The organism is Pseudooceanicola sp. NS-SX9, from assembly GCF_057380705.1.
The window spans coordinates 297,503-322,960 of record NZ_CM170818.1 but is presented as its reverse complement, the minus strand read 5'-3'; the positions used below and the strand labels follow the sequence as shown (position 1 = coordinate 322,960).

Sequence of the window (25,458 nt, the reverse complement as noted above, 5' to 3'; positions counted from 1 at the left end):
ACAGCCCCAGAAGGTACTTTCCAATGCCATTCCGTAACGACCAGTCCATGCGCCGCGCCTGGGTGCGCTCGAAGGTGGCAGCCATGGTGCTGCTGGCCTGCGCGGTGGCGGCGGTCGGCATGGGCATCGCCCTGCTGCACGAGATCGAGGCCGTCTCGAGCCCGCGGTCGGACGGGGCGCTGTGGTCGCTGGCACGAATCGATGCGGAATACGGCAAGCTGCATCACGCGGTCGAACACCCCCCAACCCAGCCCGGCCGCATCGACGAATTGCGCCAGCGCTTCGACATCTTCTACAGCGCCCTGGCCACGCTGCGCGAAGGCGAGATCTTCCGCGAAATCATCCAGGAAAATCCGACCTATGCCGCTGCGGTGGCCCGCACCACCGCTGCCGTCGATTCCCTGATCCCGGTGCTGGATTCCCCCGACCAGGCACTGGCCGGCCAGTTCCCTGCCATCCTGAAGACGCTCGACGGGATCAACCCGGCGGTGCATGCCATCTTGCTGCAGGGCCGCGACAGCCTGACCCACAAGGGCGATGCGATGCGCGAAACGCTGACCCGCGGCCTGATCGGCATGGCGGTGCTGCTGATGCTGTTCGTCATCGGCATCGGGCTGCTGGCCTATGCGCTGTCGCGGCTGGCCAAGGACGCCGCGCACAAGGCCCGCCAGGTGCGCGCCCATGCGCTGCGGATGCAGACCATCATCGACACATCCCGCGACGCCGTGGTGGTGACCGACGACAAGGGCCTGATCCTGGAATTCAACGCCTCGGCCGAACGTATCTTCGGCTACCGGCGCAACGACGCGCTGGCCAAACACGGCCCCAGCCTGCTGTTCCCCGAAGACGACGCCGAGAAGGTCATCATGATGGGGCGCCGCTACAGCCAGGGCCGCCTGCCCCCCACCACCGGAGAGCGCCAGTCCGAGGTCACCGCCCAGGACAGCACCGGCCATCACTTCCCGGCAGAATTCTCGTTCACCCGCGCCGTGGACGATGACGGCGCCTATTTCGTCGCCTTCATCAGCGACATTTCGCGGCGCCGCTCGGCCGAGGAACTGCTGACCGCCGCACGTGACCGCGCCGTTGCCGGCCAACGCGCCAAGTCCGAATTCCTGGCCATGATGAGCCACGAAATGCGCACGCCGCTGAACGGGCTTCTGGGCACGCTGCAGCTGCTGGAAGAGGAACAGCTGACCCCCTGGCAAAAGGCGCTGACCGACCGGATGCGGACCTCGGGGCGGCTGTTGCTGGGGCTGGTCAACGACGTGCTGGACCTGGAGAAATTCGAGGCCGGCAAGATGACCGCCGAGGTCCGCCCCTTCTCGCTGACGCGGCTGCTGGACGGGGTGATCGACACCACGCTGCCGCTGGCCAGCGCCAATTCGAACCATCTGGAATGGAAATGGATCGGCACCAGCGCCGAAACCGGCGAGGGCGACACCCGCCGGCTGCGCCAGGTGCTGCTGAACCTGGTCGGCAATGCCCTGAAATTCACCCGCAACGGCCGCGTCGACCTGGAGGTCGAGGTCCTGGGCAATGGCCACGAGGTCGAGTTCCGCGTGCTCGACACCGGCATCGGCATCCGCCCCGAGGACCTGCAGCGCATCTTCGAGGATTTCGAGACCCTCGATTCCTCCTATGCGCGGCAATCCGGGGGATCGGGGCTGGGCCTGGGGATCACCCGCCGCCTGGTCAAGCTGATGGGCGGCGAGATGGGCGCGGAAAGCGAGCCGGGCGAAGGCAGCCTGTTCTGGGTCCGCCTGCCGTTGTCGCCCAGCAAGGCGCTGACCGCCGCCCCCGACCGCCGCAGCGCCGCGCGCTCGGAGCTGCCGTCGCTGAACCTGCTGCTGGTCGAGGACAACGAGATCAACCGCTTCGTCGCCCGCGAGATGCTGGGCGCCGCAGGCCATACCGTGACCGAGGCCGCCAATGGCCAGATCGGGGTCGAACTGGCCGCCGAGCAGGCCTATGACATCATCCTGATGGACATCTCGATGCCGGTGATGGACGGCCCCGAGGCCGCCCGGCTGATCCGCAAGGGCAACGGGCCCAATGCCGCGACGCCGATCATCGCCGTCACCGCCCATGCCCTGCCCGAAGAGATCGAGCGTTTCCGCGCCGCCGGCATGGACTTTTGCGTCAACAAGCCGATCAACCGGGACGAGCTGCTGGACCAGCTGGCCGATGCGCTTGGCAGCACTGTCACGCCGCCGCCGCGCACGGCCCTGCCCGACACCGTGGCCCGGGCACCGCTGGTCGATCTGAGCCAGGTCGACACCCTGCGCGACAGCCTGGAGCCGCGCATCCACGAGGGGCTGCTGTCGCGGTTCATCGCCGAGACCGGCAGCCAGCTGGATTACCTGCGGGGCCTGCCGCGGGATTCGGCCGAAATCGGCCCCCTGGCCCATCGTCTGGCCGGCAGCTGCGGCACCTTCGGCCTGATCGCCCTGCGCGACGCGCTGGAGATGCTGGAAACCCGGCTGAAGCGCGGCGAGACGCTTTATCCCTTCGACCTCGACCGCATCGCCTCGCTCTGGCAGGAAAGCCAGCGCGAGCTGAATGACGGACAGACCGACAGCGCCGTCGCCGCCGGCTGATCAGCCGGCGGTCGTGCGCTCTCCGAAGATGGCCGAGCCCACCCGCACATGGGTGGCCCCGAAGGAAATCGCCTTCTCGAAATCACCGGACATGCCCATCGACAGCCCGCTCAGGCCGTTGCGGGCGGCGATCTTGGCCAGCAGGGCGAAATGCAGCGCCGCCTCTTCCTCGACCGGGGGGATGCACATCAGCCCGACGACCGGCAGCGACAGGCCCCGGCATTCGGCCACGAAGGCATCGGCCTCGGCGGGCAGGATGCCGGCCTTCTGGGGCTCTTCGCCCGTGTTGACCTGGATGAACAGCTCCGGGCAGGTGCCGGTCTCGTCGGCGATGCGGGCGATGGCATGGGCCAGCTTCGGACGGTCGACGGAATGGATCGCCTGCGCAAGCTCCATCGCCTGACGGACCTTGTTGGTTTGCAGCGGGCCGATGATGTGCAGTTCGATCCCGTCGAATTCCTGGCGGAAGGCAGGCCATTTCCCGGCGGCTTCCTGGACGCGGTTCTCGCCGAAGACGCGCTGGCCTTCTTCCAGAACGGCACGGACGCGGGCATCGGGCTGCACCTTAGACACGGCGATCAGCCTGACCCCGGCGGGGTCGCGACCGGCCTCGGCACAGGCGGTCTGGATGCGGCTGCGGATCTCGGCAAGGGACATGGGGCCACTCCTGGTCTTTGGGTCTTGGGTCCGGTTTTTGGGGGATCCGGGGGTCTGGAACCGGCCGGACCGGATGCGCTCAGGGTATGGCGCGCCGGGACCGCCCGGTAAAGCCCTGCCCCGCCGCCGCCAAAGGAAAAGGGCAGGTCCGAAGACCTGCCCTTCCGAAAGCGAACTTTCGAACTTCTGGGATCAGAAGTTGAACTGTGCGCCAGCGTTTGCGGTGGTGGCGTCGTTGTAGTTCCACACACCAGCTTTCAGGGTCACACCGCCGCCCAGGTCGTAGGCCACGTCTGCGCCAACGCCGGTTTCGTCGATCTCGTCGTTGTACAGCAGGTAGCCGCCAACGGTGGTGGCTGCTGCGACTTCGAACTTGCCGCTTGCGGTGTAGTAGTTGCCTGCGACGCCGTTATCCAGGTAAGCCGCGTTGAACTTGACGCCGCCCAGGGTGCCAGCAACCGAAGCTGCGACCTTGGTCATGCCGGTGTCTTCGTCGTAGTTCGAGCCGCCCAGCGAGAAGGTGTAGCCAGCGGTTTTGAAGGTCACGACACCGTCGGTCTTGTCGTGCACTGCGTCGTACGACACGTGTGCGCCGAATGCGCCCATCGAGTAGATCGCTGCGACGCCCTGGTCAGCAGTGGTCGAGCCCGAGGTGTAGGCGTAGCTGGAGATCATGGTTTCGTAGGCCGAGATGCCCACGTAGCCCAGGTGGCCGCCCATGTTGTCCAGTGCGTAGTCGACGTTGCCGACTTCGACTTTCAGGCCGCCAGCGGAGACGAACAGCTGACCTGCGGTGGTGTAGGTGGACGAGGTGTCGACTTCCGTGGTGGACGAGTTGTTGTCGTCGTTACGGATGCGGAATTTGCCGCCGAAGGTCAGGCCGCCATCGGTTTCGGTCGTGCCGACGATGTCCAGCTGCAGACGCTGATCCAGGAAGGAGATGTCGTTGTCTGCGCCTTTGGGGTCAGAGTAGACATAGTCAAAACGGCCGAAGCCGGAGAAGCTGACGTCTGCGGCTGCGGCGCCTGCGGACAGCGCGAGCGCGGTCGTCGCGAAGAGAATCTTTTTCATGGTGTTTCCCTCGGTTTCTCAGTCTGCCCCAATTTCGAAGACCCTCCGAATTGGGCATGTCATGGTCTTTGGCGCTTTTGACGTCGTGTTGGCAAGCACGCTGCCCGGGCGTCCCGCAATGGCCGGGCGCATGGTGCAACTCTGCCACAGTCTTTGCCCACAGGGGTGCCGCGCCCGGACGGGTTGCAAAGCGGACGGCGGAAATCCGAAGCCCGGGGCCGATCACGGGAAAGCCGCTTGCCCCCCAAACGGGGGTCCGTTAGATCGGTCTGGAAACACGGGGAAACGAGGCTTTCGCATGATGTCTTCTGGCGCAATTCGGCTTCTGGCCATCGGATCTCTGGTCGCGCTGAGCGCCTGCAGCTCTCTGGAAAAGGCCGCCTCGAGCAACGTGGACATCAATGCCCAGCAGGCCGAGCAGGAACGCGTCCGCGAGGGACGTTCCAAGGGCAAGATCTGGGACCTGTTCAAGCAGCATGACGACGGCACCAAGGTCGCCGTGAACCGGTACCTGTGGAATGCCTCGCTGGAGGTGCTGAACTTCCTGCCGATCGAATCCGTGGATCCGTTCACCGGGGTGATCTCGACCGGGTACGGCACGCCCCCGGGTGGCACGCGCAGCTACCGTGCCACCGTGCTGATCAGCGATCCCGCGCTTGAGGCGCGGTCGCTGAACGTGACGCTGGAGACGGCGAATGGCAAGCCGGTGGACGCGTCGACCCAGCATGCGGTCGAGGATGCCATCCTGACCCGGGCGCGCCAGCTGCTGAAAGCCGACCGCGGGCGGTGAGGGCGCGGGGGCTCTGCCCCCATCGGCGCGTGCCGCGCCGATTCCCCCGACATATTTCTTGGAAAGATGAAAATCAGACGTGACTGTCGAGCCAGGTGATCTGGCGCGGCAGGCATTGTGACGTCAGATCGTAATCCGCCACCACCCGGGCGCGGGCGGCCTGGCCCAGGCGTGTGGCCTGCAGGCGGTCGGTCAGCAGGCCCGTGACCTCGGCCGCGAGGCGGGCGGGATCGGACCAGGGCACCAGCCGGGCGGTTTCGTCATGGGTCAGCACCTCCTGCACGGGGGCGGTGTCGGAGGCGACGATGGGGGCGGCGAGCGACATGGCCTCGAGCAGCGACCAGCTGAGCACGAAGGGCCGCGTCAAATAGACATGGGCGGCGCTGAGGCGCAGCATCCGGCCGAAGGCGTCATGCGGCAGCGGGCCGGTGAAATGGACCCGTTCGGCGGCGTCCGCCGGCAGGTCGCGTTCGATTTCCGTCCAGTAATGCGCGCGCCAGGTGGTCCCTTTTGGGGGGGGCGGGCCGTAGGCGGCGCCGTCCTCGCGGCCAGCGATGACGATCTGGGCGCGCGGACGTTCGCGCAGGATCCGCGGCAGGGCGCGTAGGAAGACATGCACGCCGCGGTAGGGCTCCAGTCGGCGGTTGGCGAAGGTGACGACCTCGTCCGTGGCGCTGAGAACCCGGCCCGAGGGCAATGTCAGCGTGGCGCGGCGGTCGGGGGCGAGCGCCGTGGTGTCGATGCCGTCGTGGATCACGGTGATACGGTCGCGGAAGGGCTGGGGAAAGCTGTCGGCCTGGAACCGCGTCGGGCTGATCGCGGCACGGGCCTGGGGGAATTGCATCTGGTTGTGCAGGTTCTTCAGCCGCAGGCGCAGCGGATCGGAGGCGGGATCGACGGGGGGGAATTCGGGATCCGCGTCCTCTCCGGTGTGATACAATTCGGCATAGAGAAGCAGGCGCGCGCCGGGCCAGACATCCGGCAGGAAGAGCGATTCCCCCCAGCCAGGATGCGCCAGGATCACGTCGGGCACATAGCCCTGGTCGCGCAAGGCGCGGGCGGCGCGCCAGCAGGCCTCGGCCCGGGTGATCTTGCTGTCGAAATCCAGCACCCAGGGGTGGCATTTCTGGGCCCGCGCGGCCGGCAGGGCATAGGGCAGGATGCGCACCCCCTGCCAGTCCACCGCGCGGTCCACCCGCAGGGTCAGCGCCGTCACCTGGTCGCCGCGCGCCGCCAGCGCTGGCGCCAGGTGGCGGAACTGCGCCGGGAAGTTCTGGTGGATGAACAGGATCTGCACGCATCGCCCCTTGGTCTTGGCGCTTCGTGATGGCAGATCGCGGTTAAAAACATGCCAACCGGGGCGGGACGCGCGTCAGGGGGCTGGACCCTTCGCCCGCGCGGCCCTATCAACCGCCCCCAAGCAGCAGCACGTATGAGGGAGCGGCCATGTCGCGCTATTCCGCAGCCGAGATCGAACCCAAGTGGCAACAGGCCTGGGACGCGGCCGAGGTCTTCAAGGCCCGCCATGATCCCACGAAACCCAAGTACTACGTGCTTGAGATGTTCCCCTACCCCTCGGGGCGGATCCACATCGGCCATGTGCGCAACTACACGATGGGCGACGTGATCGCGCGCTACAAGCTGTCCACCGGGCATTCGGTGCTGCACCCGATGGGCTTTGACGCCTTCGGGATGCCGGCGGAAAACGCCGCGATGGCCAATGGCGGCCACCCCAAGGAATGGACCTATTCCAACATCGAAACCATGGTCGGGCAGATGAAGCCGCTGGGCTTCGGCCTGGACTGGTCGCGCATGTTCGCCACCTGCGACGTGGAATATTACGGCCAGCAGCAGGCGATGTTCCTGGATTTCCTGGAAAAGGGCCTGGTCTACCGCAAGAACGCCATCGTCAACTGGGACCCGGTCGACATGACCGTGCTGGCCAACGAGCAAGTCGAGAACGGTCGCGGCTGGCGCTCGGGCGCGCTGGTCGAGCGCAAGGAGCTGACCCAGTGGTTCTTCAAGATCTCCGATTTCTCGGATGAGCTGCTGAGCGCGCTGGACGGCCTCGACAACTGGCCCGCCAAGGTCAAGCTGATGCAGGCCAACTGGATCGGCAAGTCGCGCGGCCTGCAGTTCAGCTTTGATACGGTGGGTTCCCCCGAGGGCTTCGACAAGATCGAATGCTACACGACGCGGCCCGACACGCTGATGGGCGCCAGCTTTGTCGGCATTTCCGCCGATCACCCGCTGGCCAAGGCGCTGGAAGCCAAGGACGAAACCGTCGCGGCCTTCTGCGAGAAGGCCCGCCAGGGCGGCACCACCGAAGAGGCCATCGAGACCGCCGAGAAGCTGGGCTTTGACACCGGTCTGAAATGCACGCACCCGCTGGATCCCAGCTGGGAACTGCCGGTCTACATCGCCAACTTCATCCTGATGGATTACGGCACCGGCGCCATCTTCGGCTGCCCGGCCCATGACGAGCGCGACTTCGAATTCGCCACCAAGTACGGCCTGACCATCACGCCCACCTTCGAACCGGTCGAGGGCGACTACCCCGCCAAGGGTCCCTTCGTCCCCGCCAAGACCGAGAAGGTCCGCTATGTGAAGGGCATCGCCGGCGCGGAGGTCCAGACCGGGCTTGAGGCCATCGACGCCGCCGTCACCTTCTGCGAGGGCAGGGGCTTTGGCGCAGGCGTGACCAAGTTCCGCCTGCGCGACTGGGGCCTGTCGCGCCAGCGCTACTGGGGCTGCCCGATCCCGGTCGTCCACTGCCCCGAGTGCGGCGTGGTCCCCGAGAAGAAGGAAAACCTGCCCGTCGCCCTGCCCGATGACGTCACCTTCGACGTGCCGGGCAACCCGCTGGACCGTCACCCGACCTGGCGCGACTGCAGCTGTCCGGCCTGCGGCGCCCCTGCCAAGCGCGAAACCGACACGATGGACACCTTCGTCGATTCGTCCTGGTACTACGCCCGCTTCACCTCGCCGCGTGCCACCACGCCGATTGGGGCCGAAGAGGCCGCCTACTGGATGAACGTCGACCAGTACATCGGCGGCATCGAGCACGCGATCCTGCACCTGCTCTATTCGCGCTTCTTCGCCCGCGCGATGGCGGTCTGCGGCCACCTGCCCGAAAAGTCGAAGGAACCCTTCGATGCGCTGTTCACCCAAGGCATGGTGACCCACGCGATCTACAAGACGACCAGCGCCGAAGGCCGCCCGGTCTACCACTACCCCGAAGAGGTGGAGCTGAAGGACGGCCGCGGCTTCCTGAAGGACGGCACCGAGGTCGAGGTCATCCCCTCGGCCAAGATGTCGAAATCCAAGAACAACGTCGTCGATCCGGTGGCGATCATCGGCCAGTACGGCGCCGATACCGCGCGCTGGTTCGTGCTGTCCGACAGCCCGCCCGAGCGTGACGTAGAATGGACCGCCGCGGGCGCCGAAGCCACCGCCAAGCACCTGGCCCGCGTGCACCGCATGGCCGCCGAACTGGACCTGACCGCTGCGGGCGCAGAGGCCGAGGACACCGCGCTGCTGCGCGAGATGCACAAGGCCATCAAGGACGTGACGCTGGGCATCGAAAGCTTTGGCTTCAACGCCTCGATCGCGAAGCTGTATGGTTACACCAACGCGATCCAGAAATCGCAGGCCTCGGGCAAGGCGAAGGCCGAGGCGCTGAAGGTGCTGGCACAGCTGATGTCGCCGATGACGCCGCACCTCTCGGAAGAGATGTGGCAGATCCTGGGCGGCGAAGGCCTGATCGCGCAGGCCGCCTGGCCCACCTTCGACGAGGCGATGCTGGTCGAGGACAGCGTGACCCTGCCGATCCAGGTCAACGGCAAGCGCCGGGGCGAGATCACCGTGCCCAAGGACATGGACAAGGCCGAGGTTGAAAAGCTGGCACTGGCGCACCACAATGTCGCCAAGACGCTGGAAGGCGTCACGCCCAAGAAGGTCATCGTGGTCCCCGGACGTATCGTCAATGTCGTTGTCTGATCGACGCAGGTTCCTGGCTTTGCTGGCCGCAGTCCCCCTCGGGGCCTGCGGTTTTCGGCCGGTCTATGCCCCCGGCGGCGCGGGTGACCTGCTCTTGAACAAGGTCGAGCTGCCCGCGCCCAATTCCCGCGACAGCTACGTGCTGATCCGCGAACTGGAACAGCGCGTCGGACGCTCGACCCCGAACGGCGATTACAAGCTGAAGCTGGTGCTGAAGGTCAAGGAAGGCCAGCAAGCCGTCGCCACCGATGACGTGACCACGCGTTTCCACGTTCAGGGCAAGCTTGATTACGTGCTGACCTCGACGGCGGACAACACCCAGCGGGGTGCGGGCACGGTGACCAGCTTCACCTCCTATTCCGCCACCGGCACCACCGCCGCGACCGAATCGGCGCGCGCCGATGCCCATGAACGGCTGATGGTGATCCTCACGGACGCGCTGATGTCGCGTCTCTTCATCGACCTGACCCCTGCATGAAGCTGGCGGCCGCCAAGATCGCCGCCTATGCCCGCCGCCCCGAATCTGGACGCACGGGCATCCTGCTCTATGGCCCCGACGCGATGCGCATCGCCCTGCGCCGGCAGGAAATCGTGGCAAACCTCGTCGGCCCCCGGGGCGACGAGGAAATGCGCCTGACCCGGATGAATGCCGCCGATATCCGCCGCGATGCGGCCGGACTTCTGGATGCGGTCAAGGCGCAGGGCTTTTTCCCCGGCCCCCGCGTGGTCTTCCTGGAGGACGCCACCGAAACCCATGCCGCCGCCATCCTGCCCACGCTGGAGGACTGGCAACCGGGCGATGCCCAGCTGGTGATCACCGCCGGGCAGCTGAAGGGCACCTCGAAGCTGCGCAAGGCCTTCGAAATCCACCCCAACGCCTATGCCTGCGGCATTTACGACGATCCTCCCACCCGCGAGGAAGTCGAGCAGATGCTGCGCGACGCCGGCCTGACCACCCTGCCGGACGAGGCGATGCGCGCCCTGACCACCCTGGCGCTGTCGATCGACCCCGGCGATTTCCGCCAGACGGTCGAAAAGATCGCGCTCTACAAGCTGGGCGACGCGACGCCGCTGACGGTGGCCGAGATCGCCCTCTGCGCCCCCGCCTCGACCGAAGCCGAACTGGACGACATGCTGCATGTGGTGGCCGAGGCCCGCGCCGGCGAAATCGCCCCCCTGCTGCGCCGCCTGCAGGCGCAGGGGGCCAATGCGACGGGTCTGTGCATCGCGGCGCAACGCCATTTCCGCGCGCTTTACACCATCGCGGGCCATCCCGACGGCGCCGGAGCCCTGCGGCCGCCACTGTTCGGCCCGCGCCGCGACCGGATGCTGCGCCAGGCCCGCGACTGGGGCGCGATCCGGCTGGAACAGGCACTGACGGTGATCACCGATACCGACCTGGCGCTGCGCTCGGCCGGGCGGACGGCGCCGGACATGGCGCTGGTGGAGCGGATGCTGGTGCGCCTGGCAATGCTGGGCCGCAACCGCTAGCGCGCCGGAACCTCACCCCGCCAAGAAATCCGCCGCGTGACGCCCGGCCCAAAGGCCGGTGGCCAGGCAGGCGGTCAGCAGGTAGCCCCCCGTCGGCGCCTCCCAGTCCAGCATCTCGCCGGCGGCGAACACGCCTGGGCGCGCCCGCAGCATCAACCCGTCGTCCAGCGCGCCGCGCCGCAGCCCGCCGGCGGTGGAAATCGCGGTCTCGATGGCGAAGGGGCCCTGCAGCGGGATCTCCAGCGCCTTCAGCCGCGCGGCCAGGGCTGAGGGATCCTCGGGCAGCGGACGAGCACATTCCAGCACCAGCGCGCGCTTCACCGGATCCAGCTTAAGCCCCTTGCGCAACCGGTTTGAGACACTCTCGGCCCGCCGCGTCCGCCCCAGCCGGTCGGCAACCTGCGCCAGCGTCAGATCCGGCAGCAGGTCGACCCGCAACGCAGCCCCGCCGCGCAACGCGCGCGACAGGGTGTAGATGGCACCGCCCTCGACCCCGCCTTTCGAGATCACGAATTCCCCCCGGGTCTGGACCTGCCCCGCGCTCAGCGCCACGGCCTTGACCGGCACCCCGAACTGCGGCGCCATATGGCCGGACCAGGCGACCCGAAAGCCGCAGTTCGCCGGTTCGAACGGTGCCACATCGCCCAGATGCCCGGCCCAGCCGCCATCCGACCCCAGCCGCGGCCAGCTGGCCCCGCCCATCGCCAGGACAGTGACCCCGGCCTGCACCCTGACCTCGCCCTGGGGCGTCGAGAACACCGCGCACCCCTCCTGCCAGCCCAGCCAGTCCCAGCGGGTCCGCGCGCTCACCCCCTGGCCCTCCAGCCGCCGCAACCAGGCCCGCAGCAACGGCGAGGCCTTCATGCCAACCGGGAACACCCGCCCCGTCGAGCCGGTGAACATCTCCTGCCCCAGCCCCTCGGCCCAGGCCCGGGCCTGCTGCGGCCCGAACCCCTCCAGCATCGGCCGCAGCCAACCGGCGTCCGCGTCGTAGGCGGACAGGAAATCATCGAATCCCTCATCCTTGGTCAGGTTCAGCCCGGATTTCCCCGCCATCAGGAACTTGCGCGCGAGGCTGGGCATCCTCTCGGCCACCAGCACCTGCCGCCCGGCGCCCGCCAGCGCCTCTGCCGCCATCAGCCCCGCCGGACCACCGCCAATTACCAGAGCCTCGACCTGCATCGCCCCTCGCCTTCATTACCGCGCCTTGCCTACCCCACTGCCAAAGGTTTCACCATGTCCCGGTCACCGAATTGCCCATGGCCATGCCGCGCCTCTGCTCCAAACCCCCGGCGCCCCCGTTTCACGAACTACCCCAGGCGCAGCAGCCCCATCCGCTCCACCTCCTGGAAGGCCGGGGACCCGCCACCACCAATGTGTCCCCCTGGCCGCAAACCAAGAACTGCGCCTGACGGCGCAGGCCTCCGGCGGGAGTATTTGGGGCCAGATGAAAGAACCATGTACCGCCAACCCGCACCCGGCCGTCGCAGCCGTATTTGGGGAAGATGGCAGGCAGCGGCGCGCCCTTCTGCATTTTCTTGTTCTCAAATACCTCGGGGGAGTCTCCGCAGGAGACGGGGGCAGAGCCCCCTGCCCGATCTCAGACCAGGCCAACGGCGGCCCGGATGCTTTCGTCCCGCAACGAGATCTCCTGACCCAGGTAGGCGTCCGCCTCCGGGCCGCACATCCACAGCAGCGCCCGGGCGGGCCATTCGGGGGGAACATGAACGTCCCAGTCGAGCTGGCTGACCGGGTTCACCCCGCTCTCGCGGATGTCGCGCTGCATCCGGGTCGCGACGGTACCGGGGCTCAGCCCCATCACCCGCAGGCCATGTGCCGCGCCCTCTTCATGCGCCGAGCGCGTCAGCATCGCCGCCCCCGCCTTCGAGGCGCAATAGGCGCTCCAGCCTTCGTAGGGCTTCGAGGCCGCCCCCGAGGAGATCGTCAGGATCGTGCCGCCGCCCGCCGCCATCATCAGCGGCATCACCGCGTGCATGCCATGGAAGACGCCCTTCAGGTTGACGTCGATCACGTGGTCCCAGGCACCCGGATCGACCTGCGACATCGGGCCGATGGGTTGCAGGGCACCGGCGTTGTTGACCAGGATGTCGACGCTGCCGAAGGTCTCGGCCACCGCCTTCACCGCCACGTCCATCTCCCAGTAGCGGGTGATGTCGCAGGGGATGGCGATGGCGCTCGGGCCGATCTCTCCGGCCAGGCGCGCCAGTTCCTCGCGGCCGCGCGCCAGCAGTGCCACCTGCGCCCCTGCCGCCGCGAAGGCCCGCGCCGTCGCTTCCCCGATGCCCCGGCTTGCGCCGGTGACGATGGCCGTCTTGCCGCTCAGATCCATGCTCGTTCTCCCTTTGCGGACACCCCCGTGCCCGGTTCCGAAACGCCGCGTGCCGCGCCGCCGTTCCCCCAAGTCGTAGCCCGACCGCCCCCCTCGGGCCAGCCCCGGCGCGGAATGCGGCGAATTGGCGGCATCGGCACGCCTCCGCGACAGGGGCGCGGGTTGATCCGGCAGGCCCCAAAGGCTAGGTCAGAGAGGTTCAGGAGAAGGCCCATGCCCAGAGACACCGCCCCCGTGCTTGCCGACATCACCCAGGCCCTGCTGGAGGCCGCCCGCGCCGCCGGCGCCGATGCGGCCGATTCGATTGCCCGCGAAGGCACCTCGGTGTCGATCGACGTGCGCGGCGGCAAGCTGGAACATGCCGAACGTTCCGACGGGGCCGAGGCCGGGCTGCGGGTCTTCGTCGGGCGTCGCCAGGCCTGCGTGTCGGGCTCGGACATCCGCCCCGAGGCGCTGCGCATGATGGCCGAGCGCGCCGTCGCCATGGCCCGCGAAGCCCCCGAGGATCCCTATATCGGCCTGGCCGATCCCGACCAGCTGTCGGCGCGCCGCGATGCCGAGGGGCTGGAATGCTTCGACCCCACCCCCGAACCCGATCCCGCCCGCCTTCAGGAGGACGCCGCCCGGGCCGAGGCCGCAGCCCTTGCCGTTGCCGGCGTGACCCAGGTGTCGGGGGCCTCGGCCGGCTACGGCGCCAGCGAGACCGTGATCGCCGCCACCAACGGGTTCAGCGGCGGTTACCGGCGCAGCTCGCGCTCGGTCTCCTGCGTGGCGATCGCCGGGACCGGCACCGGGATGGAACGCGATTACGACGGCGATGGCCGGATCTTCCAGGCCGACCTGCGCGATGCCGAAGACATCGGCCGCACCGCGGGCGAACGCGCGGTGGAACGGCTGGGGGCCAGCGCGCCGAAAACCGGCGCCTACCCGATCCTGTTCGACGAACGCGTCGCCGCCACCCTGATCGGCCATCTGTGCGGGGCGGTGAACGGCGCGGCCGTGGCGCGCGGCTCGTCCTTCCTGTCCGGCAGCCTGGGCGAGCTGGTCCTGCCCGAGACCCTGACCCTGACCGAGGATCCGCTGCGGCCGCGCGGCTTCGGCAGCCGTCCCTTCGACGCCGAGGGCCTGCCCACCGCCGCCCGCGACATCATCCGCAACGGCGTGCTGACCGGCTGGACGCTGGATCTGGCGACCGCGCGCAAGCTGGGCATGACGCCCACCGCCAATGCCGCCCGCGGCCTTTCCGCCCCGCCCAGCCCGACCAACTGGAACCTGGAGCTGACCCAGGGCGACAAGACCCGCGAAGAGCTGCTGGCCGAGATGGGCACCGGCCTGCTGGTCACCTCGCTGATTGGATCCACCATCAATGCCAATACCGGCGACTATTCCCGCGGCGCCGCGGGCTTCTGGATCGAGAACGGCCAGATCGTGCGCCCGGTGAACGAATGCACCATCGCCGGCAATCTGCGCGACATGCTGCGCCGGATCACGCCCGCCAACGATGCCCGCGCCTGGCGCGGCACCGTTGTGCCCTCGCTCCTGGTCGAGGGGATGACGCTTGCCGGCAGCTGAGGCCCCCTCCGACGACCTTCAGCTGTTGACCGATGCCGCCCTGGAAGCAGGGCGCATTGCCGTCAGCTATGCCGAACGCGGCGCCCAGTCCTGGGAAAAGCCCGACGACCAGGGCCCCGTGACCGAGGCCGACCTGGCCGTGAACCGGATGCTGAAGGACAGTTTCCTGGGCGCCCGCCCGGAGTACGGCTGGCTGTCCGAGGAAAGCCCCGATGATTCCGCGCGCCTGGCCGCGCGCCGGGTGTTCATCGTCGATCCACTGGACGGCACCCGTGCCTTCATGCGCGGCGACCATGCCTGGGGTCATTCCCTTGCCATCGCCGAGGATGGCCGGATCATCGCCGCCGTGGTGCACATGCCGCGGCTGGGGCGCCTCTATGCCGCCACCCGCGGCGGCGGCGCCACGCTGAACGGCGTGCCGATCCACTGCACCGCACAGCGCTCGGTCACTGCGGCCAGCGTGCTGGCGGCGCGGCCGGTGATCGCGCCGGTGAACTGGGCCGGTCCGGTGCCCGATTTCGCCGTGCACCAACGCGCCGCCCTGGCCTATCGCATGTCTCTGGTGGCCCAGGGGCGCTTCGACGCGATGATCACCCTGCGCCCGACCTGGGAATGGGACGTCGCCGCCGGCACGCTGATCGCGCAGGAGGCGGGCGCCGTGGCCTCGGACCGGGCGGGGCGGGGGCTGGTCTTCAACAACCCCACCCCCAAGCTGAACGGTGTCGTCGCCGCCGGTCCCGCCCTGCACGGCCAGCTGTTGTCACGGCTGGCCTTCGCCCCTGCCGCGCTGCGGCTGCCCGGCGCCGGATGATCCCGGAAGGGTTGCACCTTCACGACAATTCGACGCAATTGCGCCGCTGCCAACGGGGTTGACAGCCCCTCGCGGGCTTGACCCTGCAGGGCTTTGGGCGCAGTTTGCCGCCGACCCCGCACAGCCGGAAAGGATAGTACCATGTCGCATCGCCTGCACCTCGTCTTCGGCGGAGAACTCGTCGATCCCGCCAAGAACGTGTTCCGCGACCTGAACGACCTGCACATCGTGGGCCTGTTCCCGGATTATGACGCCGCCTACGACGCCTGGAAGGCCGAGGCGCAGCGCACCGTGGACAATGCCCACATGCGCTACTTCATCGCCAACATCCACCAGCTGCGCGAAGGCATGCCCGAAGCCGCAACGGCCTGATCGCCGCCGGGCCGGTCCTCCTCCGGTCCAGCCGCGCCCCCGACCGCATGCCGCATCGCGACCTGCCGCACGGATCGATGCGCCAAACCCCGGCGCCGGGACGCGGATATGCCATCCGCGTCCCTTGTCCTGTTGCACCCGCGCCCACCAGAGAGGCCTGATGCCGCAGGACACCCCCCCGCCCCGCCCCCGTGGCGCCCTGGTCTGGATCCACTGCCCGCGCCTGGCCCGCCGCAAGGCGGCCGAACAGCTGGCCCTGCGCCTGCTGTCCCTGGAAGAGGGGCTGGTCTCGGTCCTGCTGACCGGCGAGACCGACGCCCCCTGCCCCGAGGCCCCGGGTCTGGTCTGCCAGCCCGACCCACCCGAGGACACCGACCCCATCGCCTTCCTGGACCACTGGCGCCCTGACGCGCTGATCTGGCTGAACGGTCACCTGCGCCCGGCGCTGCTGCAGGCCGTGGACCAGCGCCAGATCCCGATGATGCTGGCCGAAACCGAAGACCACGCCCTGGAAGAGCCTCGCTGGCGGCTGCGCGGCTCGCTCAGCCGGCGGCTGATCCCGCGGTTCGACGGCCTTTGCGCCACCACCGGCAATGCCGCGCGGCGCCTCGGCCGCCTCGGCGCCGACCCCGAGCGGATCGAGATCACCGGCCCCCTTCAGGAAGGCAGCCCGGCGCTGCCCTACAACCCGCGCCAGCGCGACGACCTCGCAACCGAGCTGACGGGCCGGCCGATCTGGCTGGCCGTCCCCGCCGCCGAGGCCGAGATCGAGCCCCTGATCGAGGCCCACCGCGGCGCGGCCCGGCTGGCGCACCGGGCGCTCCTGGTGCTCTCGCCCGCCGACGAGGCCGCCCACGAGGCCGCCCGCGCCCGCCTGACGGCACAGGACTGGCGCTGGTGCGACTGGCGCGAAGGCGCCTCTCCGGGCGAGGAAACCCAGGTGCTGCTGGCCGCCCCGGGGACCGAGCTTGGCCTCTGGTACCGCCTGGCACCGGTCTGCTTCCTGGCGCAGTCGCTGCTGCGCGGCCAGCGCGGCACCGATCCCTATCCTGCGGCGGCGCATGGCTCGGCCATCCTGCACGGGCCGCATGTGAAAGGGCACCTGGCGGCCTATACCCGGCTGTCGCAGGCCGGCGGCGCACGGGCGGTACGCGGCGTGGAAACCCTGCAACAGGTGCTGACGCGGCTGATGTCGCCCGACCAGGCTGCTGCCATGGCCAGCGCCGCCTGGACCGTCGCCACCGACGGCGCCGAGGCCACCGACCGCGTCGCCGCCTGGGCCATCGCCCGCCTCGAGGACAAGGGAGCCCTCTGATGCAGACCCCCGCCTTCTGGTTCACCGACCCCGCCCACCCGGCGCTGCGCGCCCGCCTGCTGGCGCCGCTCGGCGCGCTCTATGCCCGGGGCACCGCCCGCCGGCTGGCCCGCGGCACCCCCGTCGATTGCGGCATCCCGGTGATCTGCGTCGGCAACCTGAACGCCGGCGGCACCGGCAAGACCCCGACGGCCATTGACCTGCTGATGCGCCTCACCGCCCGCGGCCTGACCCCGCATTTCCTGTCCCGCGGCCATGGCGGCAGCCTCACCGGCCCGACCCGGGTCGATCCCGCCCGCCACACCGCCGCCGAGACCGGGGACGAACCGCTGCTGCTCGCGGCCTTCGCTCCCGGCTGGATCGCCCGCGACCGCGCCGCAGGCGCCCGCGCCGCCCGCGACGCGGGCGCCGACGTGATCGTCCTGGATGACGGCTTCCAGGACCCGGCGCTGCACAAGGCGCTCTCGATCATCGTGGCGGATGCGGCCCGCGGCTTCGGCAACCGCCGCTGCCTGCCCGCAGGCCCCCTGCGCGAACCGGTGGCCACCGGCCTTGCCCGCGCCGACCTGCTGCTCTCGATTGGCGATGCCCCGGCCCAGGCCACCTTCACCACCGCCAACCCCGCCCTGCCGCTGCCCCGCCTGCAGGGCCACCTGCACCCGCTGCAAACCGGCATGGACTGGCAGGGCCTGAAGACCCTCGCCTTCGCCGGCATCGGCCACCCCGAGAAATTCTTCACCACCCTGCGCGGCCTCGGCGCCGACATCGTGCATGCCGAATCCCTCTCGGACCACCAGCCGCTCTCCGCCGCCCTGATGGCCCGCCTCGAAACGGATGCCCTGCGCCTCGGCGCCCAGCTGGTCACCACCGAAAAGGATGCCGTTCGCCTGCCCGCCGCCTTCCGCCAGAAGGTCCTGACCCTGCCGGTCCGCCTGCAGCTCGCCGACGCCAGCGCCCTCGACACCGCTCTCGACGCCCTCTTCCCATAAAAAAGGGCGCGGCCCACAGACCCCGCCCTGCCATTTTCTTGTCCCAAATACCTCGGGGGAGTCTTCCGGCACGGAAGACGGGGGCAGCGCCCCCGGACCCGCCCTCAGATCAGCCCTTCGGCCCGGAACAGCGCCTTCAGATCCGCCTCGGGCCGCGCCCCGAAATGAGAGATCACCTCCGCCGCCGCCACACAGCCCATCCGGCCCGCGACCTCCAGCGACGCCCCCGTCGCCAGCCCGTACAGGAACCCCGAGGCAAACAGGTCGCCCGCCCCCGTCGCATCGACCGGCACGACTTCCTTCACCGGCACGATGACTTCCTCGTCGCCCTTCACGATCACCACGTCGCCGCCCGATCGCGTGCACACGATCAGCCCGCATTCGCCCGCCGCCGCTTCCAGTGCCGCGCCCAGATCGTCGGTCTCGTAAAGCGACTTCCATTCGTGCTCGTTGCCCAGCACGAAGTCCAGCTCCCGGGCCAGCTTGCGGAAATCGGCGCGGTGACGGTCGACGCAGAACGGGTCCGACAGCGCAATCCCGGCCATGCCGCCGGCCGCGCGGGTCAGCCGCGCCGCGGTCTCGAAGGCTTCCTTGCCCTTGGGCTTGTCGTACAGATAGCCCTCCAGGAACAGGATCTTTGCCGCACGGCACACATCCTCGGACACGTCGTCCGGCCCCACCTCCGAGGAAATCCCCAGGTAGGTGTTCATCGAGCGCTCACCATCCGGGCTGACGAAGATCATGCAGCGCGACGAAGGCAGATCGCCCCCCGCCACCGGCGCATTCGGGAAATCGGTGCCGTCGGCCTCGGTGCGGGCGGCATAGCTCAGCCCGACCTCGTCATCGCGGACCTTGCCGATGAAGGCGGTCTTCAGCCCCAGGTTCGCCACCCCGGCGACCGAATTCGCCACCGAGCCTCCCGGCACCTGCCGCCGCTCGCCCATCTCGGCATAAAGCGCCTCCGAGCGGTCCAGCTCGATCAGCTGCATGATGCCCTTCTGGATGCCCATCCGGGACAGGAAGGCATCGTCGCTCTGGGTGATAACGTCCATCACCGCATTGCCGATGCCGATCACGTCATAGGTCGTCATAGAGTCTTGTCCTCAAAGTCACACAGGTCGCGGATCAGGCAGGCCGCGCACTTGGGCTTGCGCGCGACGCAGACATAGCGTCCGTGCAGGATCATCCAGTGATGGGCATGCAATTGGAAATCCACGGGGATATTGTCCTCGATGGCGCGTTCGACGGCCACCACATCCTTGCCCGGCGCGATGCCCGAGCGGTTGCCCAGCCGGAAGATATGGGTATCCACCGCCTGCGCCGGAAAGCGCCACCACATGTTCAACACGACGTTGGCAGTCTTGCGCCCCACCCCCGGCAGGCCTTCCAGCGCGGCCCGGGAATTGGGGACCTCTCCGCCGTACTGCTCGACAAGGATACGGGACATCTTGATGACGTTCTTCGCCTTGTTGCGGAACAGGCCGATGGTCTTGATATGCGCGATCAGGCCCTCTTCGCCCAGATCCAGCATCTTCTGCGGCGTGTCGGCGATCGGGAACAGGTCCTTCGTCGCCCGGTTCACCCCGGCATCGGTCGCCTGCGCCGACAGCGCCACCGCCACCACCAGCGTATAGGCGTTGACATGGTTCAGCTCGCCCTTGGGCTCGGGCTCGGCATCACGGAAACGCGTGAAGATCTCGCGCAGGGTCTGATAGGGCAATTGGCGGGCCATGGCAGGGTTTCTGCCCCGAAACCCGACCTACAACAAGCCGATTTAACGGCGCATAAACTGCCACCCCGCAATCTGCCTCCCGGAGGTCAGACATGAGCGAATCCTACCCCCCCATATCCGGCCTGGGCCCCGGGACCATGCTGCTGACCCTGGAAGGGGAAATGCCAGTCGAATGGATCGCCCCCGGCGACCGGCTGATCACCCGCGACCGGGGCGCGCAGCCGATCCTGCATATCGCGCGCCTGCGCCAGACGCCCGAGGGCGCGCCGCTGCCCTACCCGATGACCTTCCATCGCGGCGAACGCGGCCCCCAGGGCGAATTGAAAGAGAAACTGCGCGTCGCCCCCGGCCATCGCGGCCTGCTGCGCCGTCCGGAACTGCAACTGAACTTCGGCACCGAAGAGGCGCTGGCGCGGTTCTCGGACATCTCGCGGCGCAATCGGGCGCGGCCCGATCCGACGATGGGCGGGCTGACCTATCACCTGATCATCATGGAACGTCACGAGGTCATCACCGCAGGCTCCCTTTGGGTGGAAACCACCGATGCCGGGATGGCGGCGCGGCTGAACCTGCCGCCGGCGGTACTGCGAGCCACGCGCCTCTTCGATCCGGGTTTCAAGACCGCCCGGCGCTGCCTGGACCGGGACGAGGCGCTGCTGGTGCGCGAAAGCTGCCCCAAGGATCTGTCGCTGCTGGATCTGATGGCTGCCTGAAGGCGCAGGAAACGGGTCGCGGCGCCCCCTGCTGCAGCCTATCCTCGCCCCATGCCGGACGAGGACCCCATGACCGACGATCCCTACCACTACGCCGTGATCCGCCGCGCGATCGAGGAAATCGACCGCGCCGACACGCCCCTGCCGCTTGATGCGCTGGCCGCCCGCATCGGCCTGTCGCCGGCACATTTCCAACGGCTGTTCTCGGCCTGGGCGGGGATCTCGCCCAAGCGCTACCAGCAATACCTGACGCTTGGCCAGGCCCGGCAGATGCTGCTTGATCGCCATTCGCTGCTGGACACGGCGCTGGCGACGGGGCTTTCGGGCACCTCGCGGCTGCATGACCTCTTCCTGCGGTGGGAGGCCATGGCCCCCGGCGATGTCGCCCGCGGCGGTGCCGGGCTGACGATCCGCCACGGCCTGCTGCCCTCGCCCTTCGGCCCGGCCCTGGCAATGGCGACGGATCGCGGCCTCTGCGGCCTGGCCTTCACCTCGGAAACCGGGCCCCATGCCGCCATGGCCGACCTGACCGCCCGCTGGCCCGCCGCGCGCTATCTAGAGGACCCCGCCTTCGTCGCTCCCCTTGTCACCCCGGTCTTTGACACCCGCGGCGAGACCCGGCTGCACATGATCGGCGCCCCCTTCCAGATCAAGGTCTGGGAGGCCTTGCTGGCAATCCCCTCGGGCCAGGTCACCACCTATTCCGACATCGCCACCCGGATCGGCGCCCCCCGCGCCGTCCGCGCGGTCGGCACCGCGGTCGGGCGCAACCCGGTCGGGCTGCTGATCCCCTGCCACCGCGTGCTGCGCCGCGACGGTGCGCTTGGCGGCTACCACTGGGGCCTGCCCGTCAAGCGCGCCATGCTCGCTCGCGAGGCCGCCCGGCACGAAGCCGCCCCTGCCGCGTGATCCCGAAGGCGGAAACCTGCCGTATCCCGCACGCAGAATTCATTGGGCCGCCCGCCAACATGCGCTATTTCTCCCCGATGGGAGGGCTCAGGCCCGGCACTCAAGAGGCAGACATGACCCTGATGAAACTCACCGCCAAGACATCCATCCTGGGCCTGACCGGCGCGTCGCTGCTGCTGCTCGCAGCCTGCGACCAGAACGACGGCTACCAGAACACCCGCACCGGCGCGGTCGCGGGCGCAGGCTTCGGCGCCGTGCTGGGCTCGATCGTGGCCAAGGACAGCGGCAAGGGTGCCGCAGTCGGCGCCGTGATCGGCGGCATCGCCGGTTCGGCCTATGGCAACTACCTCGACAAGCAGGAAGCGGCCCTGCGCGGCACCCTGGGCTCGGACGTGCAGATCCAGAACACCGGCAGCCAGCTGATTCTGACCATGCCGCAGGACATCCTGTTCGCCACCGACAGCGCCACCCTGCGCCCGGACCTGACGACCGATCTGCAAAAGGTCGCGAATTCGCTCAACGAATATCCGAAGACCCGCATCCAGGTGGTCGGCCACACCGACAACACCGGCGCTGCCGCCTACAACCAGACCCTGTCGCAGCGCCGCGCCGCTTCGGTCGCCAACACGCTGATCGGCTACGGCGTGCCCGCCAGCCGCCTCACCGCCTTCGGCCGCGGCGAGGACCAGCCCCGCGCCACCAACCTGACGCCGGAAGGCCGCGCCCAGAACCGCCGGGTCGAGATCATCATCATCCCGACCGGCAACTGACCCAAAAGACCAAAGGCCGCGCTCCCCCGCGCGGCCTTCTTCATTTTCTTGTCCCGAAATACCTCGGGGGAATCGCCGCAGGCGATGGGGGCAGAGCCCCCTTCCTCAGCTGCCGCGATAGGTCGAATAGCCAAAGGGCGACAGCAGCAGCGGCACGTGGTAATGCGCCTGCGGGTCCGAGATCCCGAACCGGATCGGCACCACGTCAAGGAACCGCGGGCTCTCCGGCGCCACGCCCACCGCATCCAGATAGGCGCCCGCCAGGAACTCCAGCTCGTAGGCACCCGGCACGAAGGCCCCGGCCGGCAGGATCGGCGCATCGGTGCGCCCGTCGGCATTGGTCACCATCCGCGCCAACTCCACGCGCTGCCCGCCCTCCAGCCGGTACAGCACGACTTCCAGCCCCGCTGCGGGCAATCCGCGTGCCGTATCCAGAACATGCGTCGTCAGGTAACCCTTGGCCATCCCGCACCCTTTCCCAAAATCCGCTTGAATCCCGCTTTCGGACCGGCTGACACTGCCCGGGCCCATCTTGCAGGAGTCAAAGCACATGAACCGCTACCCGCGCAACCTGATCGGATACGGCCCCACGCCCCCGGACGCGCAATGGCCGGGCGGTGCAAAGATCGCGGTCTCCTTCGTGCTGAACTACGAAGAGGGCGGTGAAAACAACATCCTGCACGGCGACACCGCCTCCGAGGCCTTCCTCTCCGAGGTCATCGGCGCCACCCCGTGGGAGGGCAAGCGCCACTGGAACATGGAATCGGTCTATGAATACGGCGCCCGCGCCGGCTTCTGGCGGCTGCACCGGCTGTTCACCTCGCGCAACATTCCCCTGACGGTCTATGGCGTCACCGATGCCATGGCGCGCAGCCCCGAACAGGTCTGGGCGATGCAGCAGGCCGGTTGGGAAATCGCCTCGCACGGCAAGAAATGGGTCGAGCACAAGGACATGCCCGAAGCCGAGGAACGCGCCGTCATGCAGGAGGCCATCGCCCTGCATGAGGAGCTGACCGGCGAAAAACCCCAGGGCTGGTACACCGGGCGCTGTTCCATGAACACGGTGAAACTGGCCGCCGAGCTGGGCATGAAATGGGTCTCCGACACGATCGACGACGACCTGCCCTACTGGGGGACCTTCGACGGCCACCGCACGCTGGTCATCCCCTACACGATGGACACCAACGACATGCGCTTTGCCGGGCCCGCCACCTTCGGCGGCACGGACGAGTTCTATGAATACCTCAAGGCCGCCTTCGACGTGCTTTATGCCGAAGGCCAGGCCGGCAGCCCCAAGATGTTCTCGATCGGGATGCACTGCCGGCTGCTGGGCCGCCCGGGCCGGATGGCGGGGCTGCAGAAGTTCCTCGATTACATCGCGCAGTTCGATGGCGTCTGGTGCCCGCGCCGCATCGACATCGCCGATCACTGGGCCGCCACCCATCCGCCCGTCGAACCCGCCCTGATCCCCAGCCAGATGGACAAGAAGACCTTCGTAGAGACCTTCGGCGGCATCTTCGAACATTCCCCCTGGATCGCCAAGCGCGCCTGGAAGCTGGAGCTGGGCCCGGCCCATGACAGCGCCGTCGGCGTCTGGACGGCCCTCGCCCGCGCCTTCCGCCGTGCCTCGCCCGATGAACGCCTGGCCGTGCTGACCGCGCACCCGGACCTGGCCGGGAAACTGGCCGCCGCGAAACGCCTGACCGCCGAAAGCACCGCCGAACAGGCCAGCGCCGGCCTTGATGCGCTGACCGATGCCGAGCGTACCTTCTTCGAAGGGCACAATGCCCGCTACACGGAAAAGTTCGGTTTCCCCTTCATCATCGCCGTGAAGGAGAATACCAAGGCCTCGATCATGGAGGCGATGAAGACGCGCCTTTCCCATGACCGCGACACCGAATTCAAGGCCGCCTGCCAGCAGGTAGAGCGCATTGCCTATCACCGACTGAAGGACCTGCTGCCGTGACCCGCAGCTACTACACGCCCCGCGGCGGCCTGCCCGCACAACACGAACGCCATTACGACCCGGCGCGCTTTACCACCGCCTATGCGGTGATCCCGGCGGCCTGCATGTCGGACATCGTGACCTCGCTGCTGCCCGGCTGGGACAGGACCCGCGCCTGGATCATCGCCCGGCCGCTGTCGGGCTTTGCCGAAACCTTTGCCCAGCTGATCGTCGAGGTCGCCCCCGGCGGCGGCACCACCACCCCCGAACCCGATGCGGGGGCCGAGGGCGTCCTCTTCGTGGTCGACGGCACGCTGACGCTGACGCTCGATGGCACGGACCACGCGCTGACCCCGGGCGGCTATGCCTTCCTGCCGCCGGGCGCCAAGTGGTCGCTCGCCAATACCAGCGGGGCGACGACGACCTTCCACTGGATCCGCAAGCGCTACGAACCCGCCCCCGGCATCCCCGCCCCCGAGGCCTTCGTCACCCATGACGATGCGGTCGCCCCGAATGCCATGCCCGACACCAACGGCGCCTGGGCCACGACCCGCTTTGCCGATCCGTCGGACCTGCGCCACGACATGCATGTCAACATCGTCACTTTCCTGAAGGGCGGCCGCATCCCCTTCGCGGAAACCCATATCATGGAGCACGGCCTTTACGTGCTGCAGGGCCGCGCCCGCTACCTGCTGAACACCGACTGGGTCGATGTGGGCCCGGGCGATTTCATGTGGCTGCGCGCCTTCTGCCCCCAGGCCTGCGAGCAGATCGGCGACGAACCCTTCCGCTACCTCCTCTACAAGGACGTGAACCGGCACCCGGGGCTGGTTCTGTAATGGCCCTGACGATCCGGGCCGAGCCCCTGACCGCCGAGGCCTTCGCCCCCTTCGGTGACGTGCTGGAGGTGACGGAAAGCTACGACAAGCTGATCAACGCGGGCCTGTGCGAGCGCTACCACGACCGCGCCCGGCTGGATTTCGGCCCTGAAGGGCGCGCGGGGATCTCGGTTTTCCGGGCAAAGCCGCGCGATCTGCCCTATGCCTGCGACCTGCTGGAACGCCACCCCGAGGGGTCCCAGGCCTTCATCCCGATGTCGGATGCCCCCTGGATGGTGATCGTCGCCCCCGATGCGGAGGGCACCCCCGGCACGCCACGCGCCTTCCTGTGCCAGCCCGGCCAGGGGGTGAACTTTCTGCGCGATACCTGGCACGGGGTGCTTACCCCGTTGGCAGAACCGGGGCTGTTTGCGGTCATCGACCGCATCGGGACCACCCCCAACCTGGTCGAACACTTCCTGCCCGAGCCGTTTTCCGTCACGCTCTGATCACGCCCCCGTGAAAGAGGGGCGCGTTCGGAAACAGACCGGGGA

The 25,458-nt window shown here is 68.5% G+C and carries 24 protein-coding genes; 16 read left to right on the top strand and 8 right to left on the bottom strand.

Translation table 11 applies throughout. The annotated features are described in order from the left end of the window. Positions 1-23: 23 nt before the first annotated feature. A complete protein-coding gene (locus AC2ITM_RS01525; protein ID WP_486468079.1) occupies positions 24-2,600 on the top strand; it encodes a hybrid sensor histidine kinase/response regulator in 2,577 nt (858 codons plus the stop codon). Here the strand turns inward: AC2ITM_RS01525 and AC2ITM_RS01520 are convergent, their stop codons facing one another. Both AC2ITM_RS01520 and AC2ITM_RS01515 read right to left on the bottom strand, forming a co-directional pair. Then, positions 2,601-3,257, bottom strand: coding sequence for a YggS family pyridoxal phosphate-dependent enzyme (locus AC2ITM_RS01520; protein ID WP_486468078.1), 657 nt, complete (start codon positions 3,255-3,257; stop codon positions 2,601-2,603). A gap of 192 nt (positions 3,258-3,449) precedes the next feature. Beyond that, positions 3,450-4,328: a porin gene (locus AC2ITM_RS01515; protein WP_486468077.1), complete on the bottom strand. Its 879-nt coding sequence runs from the start codon at positions 4,326-4,328 to the stop codon at positions 3,450-3,452. Between the two features lie 298 nt (positions 4,329-4,626). On the opposite strand from AC2ITM_RS01515, the gene AC2ITM_RS01510 reads away from it, so the two are divergent. After that, positions 4,627-5,118, top strand: a complete 492-nt coding sequence (locus tag AC2ITM_RS01510) for a DUF3576 domain-containing protein (protein ID WP_486468076.1) — start codon at positions 4,627-4,629, stop codon at positions 5,116-5,118. Positions 5,119-5,191: 73 nt separating this feature from the next. Here AC2ITM_RS01510 and AC2ITM_RS01505 read toward each other — a convergent pair whose 3' ends face one another. After that, positions 5,192-6,415, bottom strand: a complete 1,224-nt coding sequence (locus AC2ITM_RS01505) for a glycosyltransferase (protein WP_486468075.1) — start codon at positions 6,413-6,415, stop codon at positions 5,192-5,194. A 149-nt stretch (positions 6,416-6,564) separates the two neighbouring features. On the opposite strand from AC2ITM_RS01505, the gene leuS reads away from it, so the two are divergent. The 3 genes from leuS (at position 6,565) to holA (ending at position 10,608) form a co-directional block, all read left to right on the top strand. After that, positions 6,565-9,117, top strand: a complete 2,553-nt coding sequence (gene leuS, locus AC2ITM_RS01500; protein WP_486468074.1) for a leucine--tRNA ligase — start codon at positions 6,565-6,567, stop codon at positions 9,115-9,117. A 94-nt stretch (positions 9,118-9,211) separates the two neighbouring features. Beyond that, positions 9,212-9,595 (top strand): LPS assembly lipoprotein LptE, encoded by a 384-nt coding sequence (locus AC2ITM_RS01495; RefSeq protein WP_486468073.1) that lies wholly within the window; start codon positions 9,212-9,214, stop codon positions 9,593-9,595. Then, positions 9,592-10,608 carry a DNA polymerase III subunit delta gene (holA, locus tag AC2ITM_RS01490; protein ID WP_486468072.1) on the top strand — a complete coding sequence of 339 codons (1,017 nt, stop codon included), beginning with the start codon at positions 9,592-9,594 and terminating at the stop codon, positions 10,606-10,608. The genes AC2ITM_RS01495 and holA overlap by 4 nt, the downstream gene beginning before the upstream one ends. Positions 10,609-10,620: 12 nt before the next feature. Here the strand turns inward: holA and AC2ITM_RS01485 are convergent, their stop codons facing one another. Then, positions 10,621-11,790, bottom strand: coding sequence for a TIGR03862 family flavoprotein (locus AC2ITM_RS01485; protein ID WP_486468071.1), 1,170 nt, complete (start codon positions 11,788-11,790; stop codon positions 10,621-10,623). Positions 11,791-12,208: 418 nt separating this feature from the next. Continuing rightward, positions 12,209-12,958, bottom strand: coding sequence for an SDR family oxidoreductase (locus AC2ITM_RS01480; protein WP_486468070.1), 750 nt, complete (start codon positions 12,956-12,958; stop codon positions 12,209-12,211). A 213-nt stretch (positions 12,959-13,171) separates the two neighbouring features. Between AC2ITM_RS01480 and AC2ITM_RS01475 the strand changes: the two genes are divergently transcribed. From AC2ITM_RS01475 to lpxK, 5 genes are all read left to right on the top strand, one after another. Then, positions 13,172-14,530 carry a TldD/PmbA family protein gene (locus AC2ITM_RS01475; RefSeq protein ID WP_486468069.1) on the top strand — a complete coding sequence of 453 codons (1,359 nt, stop codon included), beginning with the start codon at positions 13,172-13,174 and terminating at the stop codon, positions 14,528-14,530. Then, positions 14,517-15,341 (top strand): 3'(2'),5'-bisphosphate nucleotidase CysQ, encoded by an 825-nt coding sequence (locus AC2ITM_RS01470; RefSeq protein WP_486468068.1) that lies wholly within the window; start codon positions 14,517-14,519, stop codon positions 15,339-15,341. Before AC2ITM_RS01475 ends, AC2ITM_RS01470 begins: the two co-directional genes overlap by 14 nt. Before the next feature lie 141 nt (positions 15,342-15,482). After that, the gene (locus AC2ITM_RS01465; RefSeq protein WP_486468067.1) at positions 15,483-15,713 is read left to right on the top strand and encodes a DUF4170 domain-containing protein; all 231 of its coding nucleotides are present in this window, start codon (positions 15,483-15,485) and stop codon (positions 15,711-15,713) included. Positions 15,714-15,873: 160 nt separating this feature from the next. After that, positions 15,874-17,028 carry a 3-deoxy-D-manno-octulosonic acid transferase gene (locus tag AC2ITM_RS01460; RefSeq protein ID WP_486468066.1) on the top strand — a complete coding sequence of 385 codons (1,155 nt, stop codon included), beginning with the start codon at positions 15,874-15,876 and terminating at the stop codon, positions 17,026-17,028. Continuing rightward, entirely contained in the window at positions 17,028-18,017 is a 990-nt protein-coding gene (gene lpxK / locus AC2ITM_RS01455; protein WP_486468065.1) for a tetraacyldisaccharide 4'-kinase, read from the top strand. The genes AC2ITM_RS01460 and lpxK overlap by 1 nt, the downstream gene beginning before the upstream one ends. 104 nt (positions 18,018-18,121) lie before the next feature. On the opposite strand, the gene AC2ITM_RS01450 is transcribed toward lpxK, so the two are convergent. Continuing rightward, positions 18,122-19,108, bottom strand: a complete 987-nt coding sequence (locus tag AC2ITM_RS01450; protein ID WP_486468064.1) for an adenosine kinase — start codon at positions 19,106-19,108, stop codon at positions 18,122-18,124. Beyond that, positions 19,105-19,749, bottom strand: a complete 645-nt coding sequence (gene nth, locus AC2ITM_RS01445) for an endonuclease III (RefSeq protein ID WP_486468063.1) — start codon at positions 19,747-19,749, stop codon at positions 19,105-19,107. The genes AC2ITM_RS01450 and nth overlap by 4 nt, the downstream gene beginning before the upstream one ends. A gap of 92 nt (positions 19,750-19,841) precedes the next feature. Between nth and AC2ITM_RS01440 the strand changes: the two genes are divergently transcribed. The 3 genes from AC2ITM_RS01440 to AC2ITM_RS01430 all read left to right on the top strand — a co-directional run bounded on the left by AC2ITM_RS01440 (position 19,842) and on the right by AC2ITM_RS01430 (position 22,141). Further along, positions 19,842-20,462 carry a Hint domain-containing protein gene (locus tag AC2ITM_RS01440; RefSeq protein ID WP_486468062.1) on the top strand — a complete coding sequence of 207 codons (621 nt, stop codon included), beginning with the start codon at positions 19,842-19,844 and terminating at the stop codon, positions 20,460-20,462. Between the two features lie 69 nt (positions 20,463-20,531). Next, positions 20,532-21,371: a methylated-DNA--[protein]-cysteine S-methyltransferase gene (locus tag AC2ITM_RS01435; protein WP_486468061.1), complete on the top strand. Its 840-nt coding sequence runs from the start codon at positions 20,532-20,534 to the stop codon at positions 21,369-21,371. Positions 21,372-21,493: 122 nt separating this feature from the next. Then, positions 21,494-22,141, top strand: a complete 648-nt coding sequence (locus AC2ITM_RS01430; protein WP_486469372.1) for a YiaD family glycine zipper/OmpA-like lipoprotein — start codon at positions 21,494-21,496, stop codon at positions 22,139-22,141. Between the two features lie 105 nt (positions 22,142-22,246). On the opposite strand, the gene uraH is transcribed toward AC2ITM_RS01430, so the two are convergent. Then, positions 22,247-22,606 (bottom strand): hydroxyisourate hydrolase, encoded by a 360-nt coding sequence (gene uraH / locus AC2ITM_RS01425; protein ID WP_486468060.1) that lies wholly within the window; start codon positions 22,604-22,606, stop codon positions 22,247-22,249. Between the two features lie 85 nt (positions 22,607-22,691). On the opposite strand from uraH, the gene puuE reads away from it, so the two are divergent. From puuE to AC2ITM_RS01410, 3 genes are read left to right on the top strand one after another with little or no spacing between them, the layout of a single operon-like run. Then, a complete protein-coding gene (gene puuE, locus AC2ITM_RS01420) occupies positions 22,692-24,107 on the top strand; it encodes an allantoinase PuuE (RefSeq protein WP_486468059.1) in 1,416 nt (471 codons plus the stop codon). Next, the gene (locus AC2ITM_RS01415) at positions 24,104-24,925 is read left to right on the top strand and encodes a bifunctional allantoicase/(S)-ureidoglycine aminohydrolase (protein WP_486468058.1); all 822 of its coding nucleotides are present in this window, start codon (positions 24,104-24,106) and stop codon (positions 24,923-24,925) included. The genes puuE and AC2ITM_RS01415 overlap by 4 nt, the downstream gene beginning before the upstream one ends. Further along, on the top strand, positions 24,925-25,413 hold the full coding sequence (locus tag AC2ITM_RS01410; RefSeq protein ID WP_486468057.1) for an ureidoglycolate lyase: 489 nt from the start codon (positions 24,925-24,927) through the stop codon (positions 25,411-25,413). Before AC2ITM_RS01415 ends, AC2ITM_RS01410 begins: the two co-directional genes overlap by 1 nt. The last annotated feature ends 45 nt before the right edge of the window (positions 25,414-25,458 follow it).

Excerpts from the sequence above, each read along its gene's own strand:
- AC2ITM_RS01525 (WP_486468079.1), top strand. The coding sequence starts at position 24 with ATGCCATTCCGTAACGACCAGTCCATGCGCCGCGCCTGGGTGCGCTCG.
- AC2ITM_RS01520 (WP_486468078.1), bottom strand. The coding sequence starts at position 3,257 with ATGTCCCTTGCCGAGATCCGCAGCCGCATCCAGACCGCCTGTGCCGAG.
- AC2ITM_RS01515 (WP_486468077.1), bottom strand. The coding sequence starts at position 4,328 with ATGAAAAAGATTCTCTTCGCGACGACCGCGCTCGCGCTGTCCGCAGGC.
- AC2ITM_RS01510 (WP_486468076.1), top strand. The coding sequence starts at position 4,627 with ATGATGTCTTCTGGCGCAATTCGGCTTCTGGCCATCGGATCTCTGGTC.
- leuS (WP_486468074.1), top strand. The coding sequence starts at position 6,565 with ATGTCGCGCTATTCCGCAGCCGAGATCGAACCCAAGTGGCAACAGGCC.
- holA (WP_486468072.1), top strand. The coding sequence starts at position 9,592 with ATGAAGCTGGCGGCCGCCAAGATCGCCGCCTATGCCCGCCGCCCCGAA.
- AC2ITM_RS01485 (WP_486468071.1), bottom strand. The coding sequence starts at position 11,790 with ATGCAGGTCGAGGCTCTGGTAATTGGCGGTGGTCCGGCGGGGCTGATG.
- AC2ITM_RS01480 (WP_486468070.1), bottom strand. The coding sequence starts at position 12,958 with ATGGATCTGAGCGGCAAGACGGCCATCGTCACCGGCGCAAGCCGGGGC.
- AC2ITM_RS01475 (WP_486468069.1), top strand. The coding sequence starts at position 13,172 with ATGCCCAGAGACACCGCCCCCGTGCTTGCCGACATCACCCAGGCCCTG.
- AC2ITM_RS01465 (WP_486468067.1), top strand. The coding sequence starts at position 15,483 with ATGTCGCATCGCCTGCACCTCGTCTTCGGCGGAGAACTCGTCGATCCC.
- AC2ITM_RS01460 (WP_486468066.1), top strand. The coding sequence starts at position 15,874 with ATGCCGCAGGACACCCCCCCGCCCCGCCCCCGTGGCGCCCTGGTCTGG.
- lpxK (WP_486468065.1), top strand. The coding sequence starts at position 17,028 with ATGCAGACCCCCGCCTTCTGGTTCACCGACCCCGCCCACCCGGCGCTG.
- AC2ITM_RS01450 (WP_486468064.1), bottom strand. The coding sequence starts at position 19,108 with ATGACGACCTATGACGTGATCGGCATCGGCAATGCGGTGATGGACGTT.
- nth (WP_486468063.1), bottom strand. The coding sequence starts at position 19,749 with ATGGCCCGCCAATTGCCCTATCAGACCCTGCGCGAGATCTTCACGCGT.
- AC2ITM_RS01440 (WP_486468062.1), top strand. The coding sequence starts at position 19,842 with ATGAGCGAATCCTACCCCCCCATATCCGGCCTGGGCCCCGGGACCATG.
- AC2ITM_RS01435 (WP_486468061.1), top strand. The coding sequence starts at position 20,532 with ATGACCGACGATCCCTACCACTACGCCGTGATCCGCCGCGCGATCGAG.
- AC2ITM_RS01430 (WP_486469372.1), top strand. The coding sequence starts at position 21,494 with ATGAAACTCACCGCCAAGACATCCATCCTGGGCCTGACCGGCGCGTCG.
- uraH (WP_486468060.1), bottom strand. The coding sequence starts at position 22,606 with ATGGCCAAGGGTTACCTGACGACGCATGTTCTGGATACGGCACGCGGA.
- puuE (WP_486468059.1), top strand. The coding sequence starts at position 22,692 with ATGAACCGCTACCCGCGCAACCTGATCGGATACGGCCCCACGCCCCCG.
- AC2ITM_RS01410 (WP_486468057.1), top strand. The coding sequence starts at position 24,925 with ATGGCCCTGACGATCCGGGCCGAGCCCCTGACCGCCGAGGCCTTCGCC.